Origin of the sequence: Paenibacillus sp. SYP-B3998, assembly GCF_010820665.1 — a bacterium.
Classification (GTDB): domain Bacteria; phylum Bacillota; class Bacilli; order Paenibacillales; family NBRC-103111; genus Paenibacillus_E.
This window is the reverse complement of sequence record NZ_JAAIKC010000004.1, coordinates 362,196-376,851: the sequence shown is the minus strand read 5'-3', so window position 1 is coordinate 376,851 and position 14,656 is coordinate 362,196. Positions and strand designations below refer to the sequence as shown.

Sequence of the window (14,656 nt, the reverse complement as noted above, 5' to 3'; positions counted from 1 at the left end):
CTCTTTTTACTTATTTGCGCATCGCGTTAACGATCAGTTCGCCCATCGCAACCGTGCCGATGGCTTTGCTCTTATCGACGGCGATATCGCCTGTGCGGTGACCCGCATCAAGCACTTCTTTCACCGCGCGCTCAATTGCTTCCGCTGCATCGTGATAGCCGAATGTCAGGCGGAACATCAAGGCAACTGAAAGAATCGTTGCGATTGGATTGGAGATGCCTTGTCCTGCGATATCCGGAGCAGAGCCATGTACCGGCTCATATAAACCAAAGCTGCCTTCGCCTAGGGAAGCAGAGGACAACATGCCGATGGAACCTGTGAGCATAGCTGCTTCATCGCTCAAAATGTCTCCGAACATGTTCTCGGTTACGATAACATCAAAGCTGGATGGGCGGCGCAGCAGCTGCATCGCACAGTTGTCCACGAGAACATGTTCCAGTTCTACATCTGGATAATCGACTGCAATCCGATTAACCGTTTCGCGCCAGAGACGGGAAGTTTCCAAAACGTTCGCTTTGTCGACCGAAGCCAACTTTTTACGGCGAGTTTGGGCGATTTCGAACGCTTGGCGAGCAATTCGCTCAATCTCCACTACATTATATGCACAAGTGTCCACAGCCTCTTGACCGTTAGGCGTTTCACGACGGAACTTCTCACCGAAGTAGATGCCTCCTGTCAGCTCGCGTACAACGACCAGATCTGTGCCTTCCAGAACTTCAGGCTTCAGTGTCGAAGCTTCTTTTAAGCAGTCAAAAACGACAGCTGGACGAATGTTCGAGAACAAGCCCAACGCTTTACGAATGCCGAGCAATCCTGTTTCCGGACGAAGCTCTTTCGAGTTGTTGTCCCATTTGGGTCCGCCGACTGCCCCAAGTAGAACAGCATCTGCCGATTGGCAAACTTTCAAGGTTTCTTCTGGAAGCGGCGTGCCTTTCTCATCGATTGCAATACCTCCGAATAAGGCATGCTCTGTTTCAAATTGATAACCGAATAATTCTTCGGTGCGCTTCAATACTTTTTCTGCTTCTGCAACGACCTCGGGTCCGATTCCGTCCCCAGCGATTACAGCGATTTTTTTAACTTCTGCCATGACTATCCTTCACTCCTTAGAGTTTCCCTTAGGAAAACTAGCTATGTATACACTTACAACGGTTATAAACTGTTTTTATTGTACCATAACTTGGTCACTCTCACTTAGATATAAAAGCTATCGCATTTATAGGTATAGCCTATCAACATTTACTATTCAGAAACCCCGATACTTTTGATGATAACTTTAGGAGAAACATTTACGGTTGCTTCAGATAGGACTTTTTCCCAGTTATCCTCTACCTTCTTCCAATTTTTATAATCGTGTGCCCGCACATAAACCCCAAAACCAAAGGGATCAACCTGATATTTTTGAGCTTTCTTAAGTAAAGCCGCACATTGTTTTTCCAGTTCTTGTTCAATGGCTAGTACTAGCTGCTTTCTCTTCTTCTCTAAGTCTAAAGCAAACATGCGCTCCGTCAAATCGATCGGAACCTTCATCTCGATATCGAGGGTAAGATGGTCATCTTCGAAATTTATCTTGAACTTATACTTTGCCTTTTTTATATTGAAGCTCACATAAGACATCGCTTCATCCGTATGAAACATTTCAGGAGGAAAGTGAAACGTTAACGGTATCATATTTTTCGTATCGCGCTGCAATAAGATGAGCAGAGAACTTTCTTGATTATTCAAAAAAGTCGCATAGGTGCCGTCTTTATGCAATAGAGCAGTACCTGCAATAACGATTTCGTTTTTCTCTGTTTTCATTTCAGATAAAGAAGGCGTCACCCCTTTATCCTTCATTTGTTGATGAAATTTCTGTAGTGAAGTTTGCACGGTAATACTGCTCTTATGTGAGCTTTCTACCAGTTGTTTGATCACGCTGGAGATTCGGCCTTTATCACTCGTGTTCGTATACATGACATCTTTAACGGTCCCATTAACCACAATCACATTCGCATTAATCTCATTTCGAGAATCGCGGAAGAGAACATCTAAATAGGGAAATGCGTCCCTTTGCTGCAACAGTTTTTTTCCTATTAGCACATTTTGCGATTTTCCGTAAGCAAGGCTGCCGCTCGTCTTACTATCAATTTGCCCTTTTGATTTGCGCATCGTATTTGACCCAGTGGATGTGATTTTATATTTATCTGTGGCTTCTTTGTTGAAAACAGGCGTTGCCGTGTACACGACTAGCTTATTATTCTCATCAAAATCTATAGCCTCTGTAAGAACAAACTGTTGATTCTCTATATAAACGGCTTTACCGCACCCGGTTACAAGCAATAAGGTTGCCAACGATAGACCTATAAAATTACACTTTTTCATGTTTCCGTTCCTTTCTAAAGGAATGATAAAGCCATCCGTAGATCCCAAATAAGATGGGAAATACAAAAGTAAAACATATACCAATCATCGATACCCCTTTGTTCAATTGTGTTATTTGGTCAGAAGAAGGGATAAAAAAGAAGGATACTGCGATCCAAAAGAACAAAGCAATGAGCAATAAATTTCGATGATCTTGCTTGCCTAATAAATGACTTGCTCCAAACACAGACATATAGAGGTAAGGAACAATCGTCATAAATGGCATAAACAAATAAAAGGGGAGAAAGAGGATCTCCAATCGTTCTATGACTGGAAGTTGGATGGCCTTCATTAAGTTTAATGTGGGATACAAATAGTCTGTGATCTCTTCAGGAGCAAACTTGACAAAACTGACTATCGTCACCATTAAAAATATACTCATGGATAACGAATTCGCAATGATGATTCCCTTAGACGCTGATTTCTTATCCTTTAGAAATGGATATAATAGGAATGCCATTTCAAATCCAAGGAAAGAAAGGAGTGTAGACTTTGCGGTAGACAGAATTGGAAGAATGCCTTCTTTACCGATTGGAAGAAGGTACAACCATTCTGCATCCTTTAGCGCATATAACAACAAGAGGGGAATCCATAATACGGTAATAAAAACAAGCTCTGAGACGATTCCAATTACTTTTATTCCATGCTTAAGAATCAAATAGTTAGGAATGATAAACAGAATGATCAATATAAAATTCAGCGTTCTCGGTAATATCCATATCGTTATGATATGAATCGCTGAAAAAAGGGCTATGCTGGCTATATACATGGCATACAGGATCCATAGTACGGATAAACCTTTACCTACCCACTTACCAAAGTAATTGGTCAAAATTTCAAATAAAGTATATCCAGGGTTTTTCTCCATAATTTTTATAATGACAAGACTGAGAAGATTAGCCAAAATCCAACCTAATATAATAGATATCCACCCGTCGGTACCGGCGGTTTTGGCTAAATCGCCAGGAAGAGAAAGAACACCAACCCCCACTTGCGTTTCAAATATAATAAAAATGAATTGTTTCAAAGAAATTTCATTAAACGAATATTTGCTCATCGTGAAGTCCTTCCCCCTTTCTACTCATCGCTACTCGGAAACTCCTATACTTTTGATGGTCACCTTAGGAGAGACTTTAACTGTTGCTTTGGATAGCGTTGTTCCCCAATTACTCTGAATTCCCTTCCAGTTTTTGTAGTTGTACGCCCTCATGTATATCCCAAAATGAAAGGGATCAACCTGATGTTTTTGAACTTTTTTGATTAAAGTCTCGCATTCCTTTTTCAGTTCTTGTTCAATCGCATATTCCAACGCTTTACTCTGCTTCTCCATGTCTAAGGTAAACAAACGTTCCGTTAAATCGATCTGAACCTTCATAGGAATCTCGATGGCAAGACGATCCCCCTCGAATTTCGCCTTAAAGTTCAGCTTTGCTTTTTTAATGTCGAAGCTTACATAGGACATTTTTTCATCTGTTTGAAAGATTTCAGAAGGAAGATGAAAGGTTAGTGAAATCCTCTTTTTCAAATTGTGCTGCAGCAAAAACAGCAGAGAACTTTCTTGATAATTCAAGGAAGTAGCATAGGTGCCATCTTTATGTAAAAGAGCGGTTCCTGAAATAACGAGATCATTCTTCTCTACTTTCATTTCAGTTATGCATGGCGTCATTCCGCTATCCATCATTTGCTGATGAAATTTCTGCAGGGTAGTCTGCACGGTAATCCTGCTTTTATATGTGCTTTCTACCAGTTGTTTAATCACGCCTCCCAATTCGCCTTTATCACTCATATTCGTATACATCACCTCTTTCACAGATCCATCGACCACAATCATATTTGCATTAATATCATTTTTAGGATCGCGAAAGAGAACATCCAAATACGGTAACACATTCGTTTGCTGCAGCATTTTTTTTCCTATAAGAATACTTTGCAATTTTCCAGGTGCAAGACTACCGTTTATTTTCGATCCGAGTTTTTTTCTCGATTCTCGTATTGTATCCACCGTTGCGGTTGTGACTTTATATCTCTTCGTAGCTTCACTGCTAAAGACAGAACTTGCAACATATATGACCAACTTCTTTTCATCATTAAGGTCCATCGCATGAGCAAGAATAAACTGTTGATTCTCTATATAAACCGCCTTGCCGCACCCGGTTACAAACAATAAAGCTGCCAATGCTAAAAAAATACCACACCTTTCCTTCATTGCTTCTGCTCCTTTCTAGCGAGATGAAACAGCCATCCGTACATCCAAAGGAGAAGGGGAAACACCGCAGCGAAATATAAACCTGCCATTCCCCATGATTTGCCCATTTGAGATACTTGGGAGAAAGAAGGGTGGAAAAAGAATGACAAGAAGATCCATAGGCACATGAGTATTCGTAAAGTATTGCGATGATCCTGCTTGCCGCTTAATTGACTTGCTCCCAACACAGCTGTGTAGATGTAGGGAATGATCGTCATAAATAATATAAACAAATAAAAAGAAAGAAACGTAATCTCTAGCCGTTCCAAAAACGGCAATCGGATGAGCTTCAATAAGTTGAGCGTGGGATAAGCGTAGTCTTTGATTTCTTCCGGAGAAAACTTAACAAAACTGATCACTGTCACCATTAAAAAAGTAATCATGGATAAAGAATTTGCAATCACAATTCCTTTGGACGCGGATTTCTTGTCCTTTAGAAACGGATATAGGATGAAAGCCAGTTCAAATCCGAGGAAGGAAAGCAGTGTCGATTTCACGGTAGACAATATGGGAAACAAGCCTTCTTTAGCAATTGGAAGAAGGTAAAGCCACTCAATATTCTTTAATAAAAATAATAACAAGAAGGGCATCCACAAAGAGATAAGAAAAACTAACTCAGCAAAGAGTCCGATCACCCTTATTCCTTGCTTCGTCATCATATAGATGGGAATGATAAACAGGATCATCAAGATGAAGTCCCATATATCCGGTGCGATCCATACCTTTACAATATGGATCGTTGAAAACATGACCACGCTTGCTGCATATGCCGCATACAGAATCCAAAGAACAGATAAGCTTTTGCCCACCCACTTGCCGAAGTATTTAGATAAAAGCTCGAATAACGTATATTCAGGGTTTTTCTCCATAATTTTTATAATCACTAAACTGAGAAGAACTGACAATAACCAACCCAATACAATGGATATCCATCCATCCGTACCAGCAGTTTTAGCTAAATCGCGGGGAAGGGATAGGATACCGATCCCTACTTGGGTTTCAAATATAATAAAGATATATTGTTTTAAGGAGATTTGATTAAACGAATACTTACTCATGGTTGATCTTCACCTTCTCTGTTTACCCCCTGTCTTTGTAGCTGAGTTGGATTGGCCGAAAGCGGGCGTTTTTTCATTTTCCACATCGGAACACGAATCCATACGTCCTTCCAGTCAGACAGACGGATGGGAGCAATCGGACTCCCATACGATATTCCAAAAGACTCCATCGAGATTAGGTGCGCACCAATAATCATCAGCCCAATCACAATGCCCACCATACCGAACAAAGCGGCCATAAGCATCATTGGAAAGCGGAGCAACCTCAGCGAGGAGGACATATCGTAATCAGGGATAATGAAAGAGGAAATTGCCGTGATAGCAACGATAATAACCATGATATTACTTACGATTCCCGCTTGCACCGCCGCCTGACCGATGACAATACCTCCCACGACACCTATCGTTTGTCCAATAGGACCAGGAAGGCGCAACCCTGCTTCCCTTAACATCTCTAGGGCTAGTTCCATTAGAAGCGCCTCTATAATCGGAGGAAAAGGTACTTTTGCTCTGGACTCCCCAATCGATATCAACAAATCCAAAGGAAGTACTTCATAGTGAAACGAAACAATGGCTATGTACACAGCCGATAAAGAGATCGTCGTAACTAAGGCTATATAGCGTAATACCCGTAGAAAAGAGGCTATGATCCAACGATTGCTGTAATCATCGACACTTTGAAAGAATGCCGAAAAGGTTACAGGAGCAATGATCACACTGGGCGAATGGTCAACAATAACTGCTATTCTTCCTTGCAAAATATGGGCTGCAGCAGAATCCGGACGTTCCGTCATGATTAACTGTGGAAACATACTTATCGGATGATCTTCGATAAATTCCGCTAATTCACCCGTATTTAAGATAGCATCCACTTTCACTTGCAGTAGACGGTCCTCCATTTCTTTCACGTAATCAGGTTGAACAACATCTTCCAGATACATGATAGACACTCTCGTATTTCCTCGAGACCCCACCGTATACTCTTTGATTTTCAGCTCACGATTAGGCAGATATCGCCTGATAAGGGCAATGTTCTGTCCGGACGTCTCTACAAATCCTTGGTGCGACCCCTTTAACGTCGATTCGATTTGCGGCTCTTTAATCGCTCTTTGAGGCCAGCCTTGCGTATGCAAAACAAGCGAGCGCGTCTGCCCATCAATCAACAGGATGCTTTTACCTTGGAAAATCGAGTTTTCAATATCTGACCATAAGGTTACAATTTCTGTTTTTGCGATGGTAATGGAAGAGTTCCAGATATCGTTAACCGAATCAATTTCATAAATGAGCGGGGTTAAGATGTTATTGTTAATTGCTGATTTATCAATAAGCCCTTCTAAATAAACAAGTACGGCATCGTCCCCTGTTCTCAATTGAAACTGACGAGTAACCAGATCTGGGGCGTGGCTAAATAATGCTCGTAGGTTAACTAAATTATTTTCAAGAGTACCTGAAATCGGTTGATTAAGTTGATCGGATGATTCCTTGATTGGAACCGATCTCATCCCATTTAACCATCTCCGGATCGTCCCCATCCTTGCACCACCGTTCCTAAGTCCTGTACTAAAAAGTTTCCCACATTAAGGTAAAATTATTCCGAAATTAACTTTATGAACACAAATGCAAAAAAACCATCCGGATGTATCATCCAAATGGCCTTGGGTGTCGCAAATCCCACTAGAAAAAATCAGATATTCGCGTAGTCGAAGGTCGAGCCGATTAACCAGATTTGCATGGAAAAGAGCCACCCAGCGTCAGTATATCTCTGGCTTGATGACTCTTTGTTCTCACTTATAATTTGGTTATGACTATAGAAACCAGTAAACCAACTATTGAAATCCAGAATAAATAAGACTTTATGATCCTACCTATCAAGGAATCTTGCAGTTGAAATATTTTTTTGCGATTATGTTCCATATTTAAATCTGTAGCTGCTCCACTCGTGCCATCCAAACTTGTGACACCAGTAAATCCTTGGCTCAATGCACCCTTTGCAACAAAAGTAATGAGGAGTAACAATAATGATCCCATGAACAAATAATCGGATATTAGCCTCAACATGACGCAATCTCTCCTTTCAATTGTCCTCCCCTTGAGTTTATATTGAAATATTTACCAAGTCAATTCCAAGTTTGTTCATTAAAATCGAGCCCTTGAGCTGCTGGAACAAGCTGATGAACAGCTGAACAGCTGGCTGAGAACGATTGCTCCTCTGCATCCCAAATAAAAAACACCCACAAGTTTTAAAACGCTTGTGAGTGTTGCTTTTCATGCATTTTGCAAATAAGATTCCATCGCCTTGGCTAGCTTCTGCATGCCCAGAATCGTATTCTCACGATCCGTATGCGTGTAATTAAGGCGCATCGTATTATACTTCGGATTTTCCGCGAAGAACGTAGACCCTGGTACGAAGGCTACACCTTCTTGAACGGCAATTTTAAGCAGATCTTCTGCTCGTATTTGCTCAGGAAGTTCCACCCAGATGAACATGCCGCCTTTGGGTTCTTCCCATTTCAATCCAGGCCAGTTGAGTTCAGATAGCAGATTCGCCATGAACTTCATCCGCTCCCCGTAATGCTCACGGATTAATGAAATATGCGCATCCAAATCAAAATGCTCCAACAAATGATACAGCGTCTGCTGATCGATCGTACTGGAGTGCAAATCTGCGGATTGTTTAAAACGCGCAATTTGACGAATAACGGCTTGATCCGCCATCACCCAACCTGTGCGGAATGCAGGAGCGACCGTTTTGGAAAAGGTGCTCGTATACACGACACAGCCGCCCTCAGACGAACCGCCTAACGAAAAGATCGTCGGATAGCTCTCCGCCTCATTAAACTGGATCTCCCCGTAAGGATCATCTTCCAGGATAAGCACTTCAGCGGCGCTGCAAATGTCGAGCAACCCTTGGCGGCGCTCCAAACTCCACGCACGGCCTGCCGGGTTGGAGAAGGTCGGGATCACATAAACCATTTTCGGATTATGCGCAGCGATTTTCGCTTTTAGATCTTCAAGAACCATCCCGTCGCTATCGCTTTCGACGGAATAGACTTTAGCCCCTTTAGCCTGAAAAACTTGAATCGCGGCAAGATAAGTCGGACTCTCGACAAGGATAACATCATCTTGATCAATATAAGCGCGCGTGAGCAGATCGATAGCTTGCTGTGATCCTGTCGTCAGCAGCATATCATCGGGAGTTACGTGCATATTCTTCGCCGCCATACGACGACAAAGAGATTCGCGAAGCGGTTTATATCCTTCAGTTAATCCGTACTGTAAAGCTTGTTTGCCTCCACCAATCACACGCTGAAAGGCTTCGCTCACAGCATCCAATGGGAAAAACTCTTCAGCCGGTAATCCGCCAGCAAAGGAGATGATGGAGCTGCCTTGAGTCAGCTTCAAAATTTCTCTTACCGCCGAAGAAGAGAAGCCTTCCAACGATTTAGAAAAACGATATTTCATAACGGACGCATCCTTTCGTATTTGTAGAAAGCACCCCACTTCTCTCAAGTAGGGAGGTGAGGTGCTTATCAGTTGAGTTGTGCATGCAAGGCCGTTAAATTAACGTGACGTTGCTTCTATTGCTCGTTGGTGTTTTGCGTTTCTCAATGAGTCTATTCACTGCGTCCAAATAAGCTTTGGCGCTTGCTTCAAGAATATCAGTGGAAATGCCTCGTCCTTGAACGGATACACCCTTTTGTTTCAACACAACATGTACTTCTCCAAGTGCATCTTTGCCGTGAGAAACGGATTTAATCGAGTAATCATCAAGCTCGACTTCTTCCTTCGTTGCCTTATCAATGGCGTTGTAAATCGCATCCACGGAGCCATTGCCGACTGCGCTTTCAGCGATATCACTACCATCTTGTAAGCGAACATGCACGGTAGCGGTTGGCGTCATTTGGTTGCCATAGGCAACTTGCAGCGTGCCAAGTCCGAAAACCTCCGGCGTCTCAATCAGTTTCTCTTCGATCAGCGCGCGGATATCTTCGTCTTCCACGTTTTTCTTCCGATCCGCCAAATCCTTGAACTTGGCGAAAGCAACATTCACCTGCTCTTCACCAAGCTCATAACCGAGGTCGATCAGCTTCTCGCGGAATGCATGGCGTCCGGAGTGTTTACCCATGACGAGCTTACTCTCCTTGACCCCGATGGTCTCCGGTGAGATAATCTCGTAGGTTGTTTTCTCCTTCAGCATCCCATCCTGATGGATGCCTGACTCATGAGCGAACGCGTTAGCGCCGACAATCGCTTTATTGCCTGGCACCACCATGCCGGTCAGCTTGCTAACCAAGCGGCTGGTGCGATAAATCTCGCTCAAAACAAGCGATGTTTTCGCTTCGAAAAACTCTTGGCGCGTTTCGAGCGCCAAAGCCACTTCCTCGATCGAAGTGTTACCTGCTCGTTCGCCAATCCCGTTAATGGTGCCTTCGATTTGATCGGCGCCATTCAGTACGGCCGCAAGCGCATTCGCAGTCGCCATTCCGAGGTCGTCATGGCAGTGCGCGCTCAGCTGAATCTTCTCAACACCAGGCACAGTCTCCTTCACCATTTTGAAAATGTTTCCATAATCATAAGGTGTCATATAGCCCACCGTATCCGGGATATTAACAACCGTTGCGCCTGCGCGTATAGCCATTGCCGTCACTTCGGCGATGAAATCCAGTTCCGTACGACCTGCATCCTCAAGCGAGAACTCAATTTTGCTAAAATACTTCTTGGCGTATTTAATCGCTGCCTCAGCGGTCTCCAGTACCTGATGCTTCTCCATCTTCAGCTTATACTGGCGATGAATCGGAGATGTCGCCAAGAAAAGATGGATACACGGATCCTGTGCACCTTGCAGCGCTTCTCTCACCGCTTCGATATCCTGTTCCCGGGATCGGGAAAGACCGATGACGGAAGCGTTCTTAACAGCTCTAGCTACCGCATTAACAGCCGCTAAGTCACCTGGTGACGCTGCCGGGAAACCAGCCTCCATACGATCGATGCCAAGCTTCTCGAGCTGTAGGGCAATCTCAACCTTTTCCTGCACGTTCAGGTTCACACCCGGTGATTGTTCCCCGTCTCTCAGAGTCGTATCAAAGATATAAATTTTACGCACCATGTCACCTCCTAAGATTTTTATAGCAAAGTCTAAATAGTATTCACAGGGAGTGATTGGGAAATTCGCCCCAATCACTCCCTGTGGAATGAAATACCTATGAAGTTAAATAGTGCTTATCCTACTTCTTGATCCAGTGCATCATTTCACGAAGCTGAGCGCCAACCACTTCGATCGGGTGTTCTGCTTCGTTGCGGCGAGTCGCGTTCATGAAAGCATTGTTGGATTGGTTTTCCAAAATGAAGTCACGAGCGAATTTACCTTGTTGAATATCGGAAAGTACAGCTTTCATCGCTTTTTTCGTTTCAGCTGTGATGATACGAGGTCCAGTTACATAGTCACCGTATTCAGCTGTATTGGAGATGGAGCTGCGCATGGAAGCAAGTCCACCTTCATACATCATATCAACGATCAATTTCAGCTCGTGCAGACACTCGAAGTAGGCCATCTCAGGTGCATAACCAGCTTCAACCAGCGTTTCGAAACCTGCTTTAACAAGTTCAGATGCACCGCCACACAATACGGCTTGCTCACCGAACAAATCCGTTTCTGTTTCTTCGCGGAAAGTCGTCTCGATTACACCAGCGCGAGTACAGCCGATACCTTTGGCATAAGCAAGACCGATTGCTTTTGCGTTGCCAGTAGCGTCTTTCTCGATTGCAATCAAGCCAGGAACGCCGAAGCCTTCAACATACGTGCGGCGAACCATGTGACCAGGGGATTTAGGTGCCACTAGGAATACATCTGTACCTTCTGGAGCAACGATTTGTCCGAAGTGAATGTTGAAACCGTGGGAGAACATAATTGCTGCGCCTGGTTTCAAGTTCGGTTGAATAGATTCACGGTATACACGAGCTTGTGTTTCGTCAGGCATCAAGATTTGGATCACGTCAGCGCGTCTTGCTGCTTCTTCAACGGAAACAACTTCGAAACCATCATTTTTTGCAGTGTTCCAGGAGCGACCTTCACGAAGGCCGATAATAACGTTCAATCCACTATCACGCAAGTTTTGTGCTTGTGCGTGCCCTTGGGAACCATAACCAACAACTGCGATTGTTTTACCTTTTAATACCGCTAAGTCTGCATCTTTTTCATAGTAAGTAGTAACTGCCATTCGAATAAATCCTCCTTTGGTATGATGAATCCGTATTGTCTACCCCTTGAGTGGGTGTTTCAACGGTTTACCCTTTTCAAGCGCTAAAGAATTAACCGCTGAAAGCCCCACTCAAGGCGGCTTTGCCTGCTTTTCAAGCTTAATTATCTCACTGAACCACGAATCATTGCCGTAGCTCCCGTACGGGAAAGCTCACGAATGCCATAAGGACGAAGCAATTCGACCATTGCATCTATTTTATCTGAATCTCCTACAACTTGCACGATAATTGAATTAGGCCCGATATCAACAACCGCCGCGCGGAATGTTTCAACAATTCCAAGTATTTCCGGACGCATGGTAGGCTCTGCATTTACTTTAATAAGCGCAAGCTCTCTGGCAACCATCGGATTCGAGCTTAGATCGATAACTTTAATCACATCGATCAGCTTGTACAGCTGCTTGGAGATTTGCTCCAACGTATTGTCGTCTCCCGTTGTTACAATAACCATCCGGGAAAGCCCGATTTCCTCGGACTCCCCTACCGTGATGCTTTCAATGTTAAAGCCTCTGCGTCCGAACAAGCCGGATACACGCTGCAGGACACCTGGCTGATTGTTTACGAGTACGGAAACCGTATGTTTAGTTATCATCATTCCGAATCCCCCATTAACATGTCGCTAATTGTGTCGCCCGCTTTAACCATAGGGAACACATTCTCGCCTTTAGGAACAACGAAATCAATAACGACCGGTCCTGGCGTATCAAGCGCTTCTTGCCATACTCTACGAGCCTCTTCCTTGGTTGTGGCGCGCAGGCCTTTTACGCCATAAGCTTCCGCCAACTTCACAAAGTCTGGGCTTCCGGCCAAATCAATGTGGCTGTAGCGGTTGTCATAAATGATTTCCTGCCACTGACGAACCATCCCAAGCACTTGGTTGTTAATGATAACAACCTTAACCGGAATATTATTGATCGCGCAGATGGCCAGCTCTTGCGCACACATTTGCACACCGCCATCGCCGTTAATGGAAACTACCAGCTTATCGGGATTACCCATTTGAGCCCCGATCGCTGAAGGGAATCCGAAGCCCATCGTGCCCAGACCGCCGGATGTCACCATCGAGCGAGGATTTTTGAAACGATAGAATTGGGCTGCCCACATTTGGTGTTGTCCAACGTCCGTTGTTATAATCGCTTCGCCTTTGGTCGTTTCACTAATCATTTGAACAACGAACTGAGGCTTCAGCTCATCGCTCGTTTCGTTATATTTCAAAGGGAATTTTTCTTTACTTTCCTTAATTTCTGCGATCCAAGCTTCGCTCTTTGCAGACTTTGCTTTTGTGTTCGCGTACTCCAGAACAGCCTTGATATCCCCTACACAAGGAATATCTGTTTTTACGTTCTTGCCAATCTCGGCGGGATCAACGTCGATATGCGCGATTTTCTTCACCTTCGGCGCAAATCCATCCAATTTCATCGTTACGCGATCATCAAATCGGGAACCAATGGAGATCAGCAAATCCGCGTTCTGAATCGCTTGGTTAGCCGTGTACGTTCCGTGCATACCCGGCATTCCCATCCACAGCTCGTGCGCGCTTGGGAAGCCGCTTAATCCGAGCAAGGTCGTTGTAACCGGGATACGCGTTTTATTTACGAACTCGATCAATTCTTCGGAAGCATTCGCGTATACAACGCCGCCACCTGCAATAATAACTGGACGTTCAGCTTCTTCAATCGCCTTAATCAGCTTATCCACTTGCAGTTTATTCGGTTGTACGGTCGGGTTGTAACCCCGAATACTTACCTCAGTGACTGGTTTAAACACAGTCTTATGAGCGGAGACATCCTTTGGTATGTCAATAAGAACCGGGCCCTTACGACCTGAATTGGCAATATGGAAAGCTTCGTGAATAATACGCGGCAGATCCTCTACATCTCTAACAAGATAACTGTGTTTCGTAATCGGCATCGTAATACCGGTAATATCTGCCTCTTGAAAAGCATCCGTACCGATGAAATTTGTGGCTACGTTTCCTGTAATAATAACCAGTGGAACAGAATCCATATAGGCTGTAGCTATTCCTGTGACAAGGTTCGTCGCCCCCGGTCCGGAAGTTGCGATGCATACACCAACTTTACCAGTGGAACGTGCATATCCATCAGCAGCGTGAATGGCTCCTTGCTCATGTCGTGTCAATAAGTGGTTGAAATCCGAAAAGCCATGCATGGCATCGTAGATGTACAATACAGCGCCGCCTGGATAACCAAAGACGCACTCCACACCCTCCAGCAATAAGCTTCTGAGCAAAATCTCAGATCCTGTAATAAGATCTGGTTGCGTCAGCTCTTTAATCAATTCTTCTTTTGACCTTTTTGGTTCAGTTTGAACATTCATTGTGATCCTCCTCTCAAAAAGTCAGTCTCTGTGAATCGTCAAGCTTCTTTGAAAACAAGAAAAACCCCTATTCATCCCGAACACGCACGTAACGTGTTAAACGGGACGAAAGGGGTTAAAGCTTCCGTGGTACCACCCAAATTTGCTACGCACTTCACAGCACATAGCCTTAGCAGGTATGATCCGTTAGGAACAATACCCTCAGCACAGTAACGTGTGCTATTCCGATTCTCCCTACCATAGCGGCCTTGCCGCATGTTTCAGGAAAACAGCTCCGAGGTGACCTCGTACTTAAGGGATTAAGGCGATGGTTTCAGCAAGTCCAACGCTCTCTGCGCATAAGTGCCCTTACTACTTC

The 14,656-nt window shown here is 44.1% G+C and carries 12 protein-coding genes; all 12 read right to left on the bottom strand.

Features of this window, described 5'->3' with window-relative positions; translation table 11 throughout:
- Window positions 1-10 precede the first annotated feature (10 nt).
- The 12 genes from leuB to ilvB all read right to left on the bottom strand — a co-directional run bounded on the left by leuB (window position 11) and on the right by ilvB (window position 14,298).
- Entirely contained in the window at window positions 11-1,090 is a 1,080-nt protein-coding gene (leuB, locus tag GK047_RS14510; protein WP_163947721.1) for a 3-isopropylmalate dehydrogenase, read from the bottom strand.
- Between the two features lie 152 nt (window positions 1,091-1,242).
- Complete coding sequence (locus GK047_RS14505) at window positions 1,243-2,361, bottom strand: Ger(x)C family spore germination protein (RefSeq protein WP_163947718.1); 1,119 nt, start codon at window positions 2,359-2,361, stop codon at window positions 1,243-1,245.
- Entirely contained in the window at window positions 2,348-3,457 is a 1,110-nt protein-coding gene (locus tag GK047_RS14500; RefSeq protein ID WP_163947716.1) for a GerAB/ArcD/ProY family transporter, read from the bottom strand. The genes GK047_RS14505 and GK047_RS14500 overlap by 14 nt, the downstream gene beginning before the upstream one ends.
- A 30-nt stretch (window positions 3,458-3,487) precedes the next feature.
- Window positions 3,488-4,606, bottom strand: a complete 1,119-nt coding sequence (locus GK047_RS14495) for a Ger(x)C family spore germination protein (protein ID WP_163947713.1) — start codon at window positions 4,604-4,606, stop codon at window positions 3,488-3,490.
- Entirely contained in the window at window positions 4,603-5,703 is a 1,101-nt protein-coding gene (locus GK047_RS14490; RefSeq protein ID WP_163947710.1) for a GerAB/ArcD/ProY family transporter, read from the bottom strand. The genes GK047_RS14495 and GK047_RS14490 overlap by 4 nt, the downstream gene beginning before the upstream one ends.
- A complete protein-coding gene (locus GK047_RS14485) occupies window positions 5,700-7,235 on the bottom strand; it encodes a spore germination protein (RefSeq protein ID WP_163947706.1) in 1,536 nt (511 codons plus the stop codon). Before GK047_RS14485 ends, GK047_RS14490 begins: the two co-directional genes overlap by 4 nt.
- A gap of 256 nt (window positions 7,236-7,491) precedes the next feature.
- Window positions 7,492-7,761, bottom strand: coding sequence for a hypothetical protein (locus GK047_RS14480; RefSeq protein ID WP_163947703.1), 270 nt, complete (start codon window positions 7,759-7,761; stop codon window positions 7,492-7,494).
- Window positions 7,762-7,968: 207 nt separating this feature from the next.
- Window positions 7,969-9,165, bottom strand: coding sequence for an aminotransferase-like domain-containing protein (locus GK047_RS14475; protein ID WP_163947700.1), 1,197 nt, complete (start codon window positions 9,163-9,165; stop codon window positions 7,969-7,971).
- 94 nt (window positions 9,166-9,259) lie between these two features.
- Entirely contained in the window at window positions 9,260-10,807 is a 1,548-nt protein-coding gene (locus GK047_RS14470; protein WP_163947904.1) for a 2-isopropylmalate synthase, read from the bottom strand.
- Between the two features lie 121 nt (window positions 10,808-10,928).
- Window positions 10,929-11,921 (bottom strand): ketol-acid reductoisomerase, encoded by a 993-nt coding sequence (gene ilvC, locus GK047_RS14465; RefSeq protein ID WP_163947697.1) that lies wholly within the window; start codon window positions 11,919-11,921, stop codon window positions 10,929-10,931.
- 143 nt (window positions 11,922-12,064) lie between these two features.
- The gene (gene ilvN / locus GK047_RS14460; RefSeq protein ID WP_163947901.1) at window positions 12,065-12,553 is read right to left on the bottom strand and encodes an acetolactate synthase small subunit; all 489 of its coding nucleotides are present in this window, start codon (window positions 12,551-12,553) and stop codon (window positions 12,065-12,067) included.
- On the bottom strand, window positions 12,553-14,298 hold the full coding sequence (ilvB, locus tag GK047_RS14455) for a biosynthetic-type acetolactate synthase large subunit (RefSeq protein WP_163947694.1): 1,746 nt from the start codon (window positions 14,296-14,298) through the stop codon (window positions 12,553-12,555). The genes ilvN and ilvB overlap by 1 nt, the downstream gene beginning before the upstream one ends.
- Between the last annotated feature and the right edge of the window lie 358 nt (window positions 14,299-14,656).

What these genes read in the sequence shown, in the direction of transcription:
- leuB (WP_163947721.1), bottom strand. Translation starts at nt 1,090, where the DNA reads ATGGCAGAAGTTAAAAAAATCGCTGTAATCGCTGGGGACGGAATCGGA.
- GK047_RS14505 (WP_163947718.1), bottom strand. Translation starts at nt 2,361, where the DNA reads ATGAAAAAGTGTAATTTTATAGGTCTATCGTTGGCAACCTTATTGCTT.
- GK047_RS14500 (WP_163947716.1), bottom strand. Translation starts at nt 3,457, where the DNA reads ATGAGCAAATATTCGTTTAATGAAATTTCTTTGAAACAATTCATTTTT.
- GK047_RS14495 (WP_163947713.1), bottom strand. Translation starts at nt 4,606, where the DNA reads ATGAAGGAAAGGTGTGGTATTTTTTTAGCATTGGCAGCTTTATTGTTT.
- GK047_RS14490 (WP_163947710.1), bottom strand. Translation starts at nt 5,703, where the DNA reads ATGAGTAAGTATTCGTTTAATCAAATCTCCTTAAAACAATATATCTTT.
- GK047_RS14485 (WP_163947706.1), bottom strand. Translation starts at nt 7,235, where the DNA reads ATGGGGACGATCCGGAGATGGTTAAATGGGATGAGATCGGTTCCAATC.
- GK047_RS14480 (WP_163947703.1), bottom strand. Translation starts at nt 7,761, where the DNA reads ATGTTGAGGCTAATATCCGATTATTTGTTCATGGGATCATTATTGTTA.
- GK047_RS14475 (WP_163947700.1), bottom strand. Translation starts at nt 9,165, where the DNA reads ATGAAATATCGTTTTTCTAAATCGTTGGAAGGCTTCTCTTCTTCGGCG.
- ilvC (WP_163947697.1), bottom strand. Translation starts at nt 11,921, where the DNA reads ATGGCAGTTACTACTTACTATGAAAAAGATGCAGACTTAGCGGTATTA.
- ilvN (WP_163947901.1), bottom strand. Translation starts at nt 12,553, where the DNA reads ATGATAACTAAACATACGGTTTCCGTACTCGTAAACAATCAGCCAGGT.
- ilvB (WP_163947694.1), bottom strand. Translation starts at nt 14,298, where the DNA reads ATGAATGTTCAAACTGAACCAAAAAGGTCAAAAGAAGAATTGATTAAA.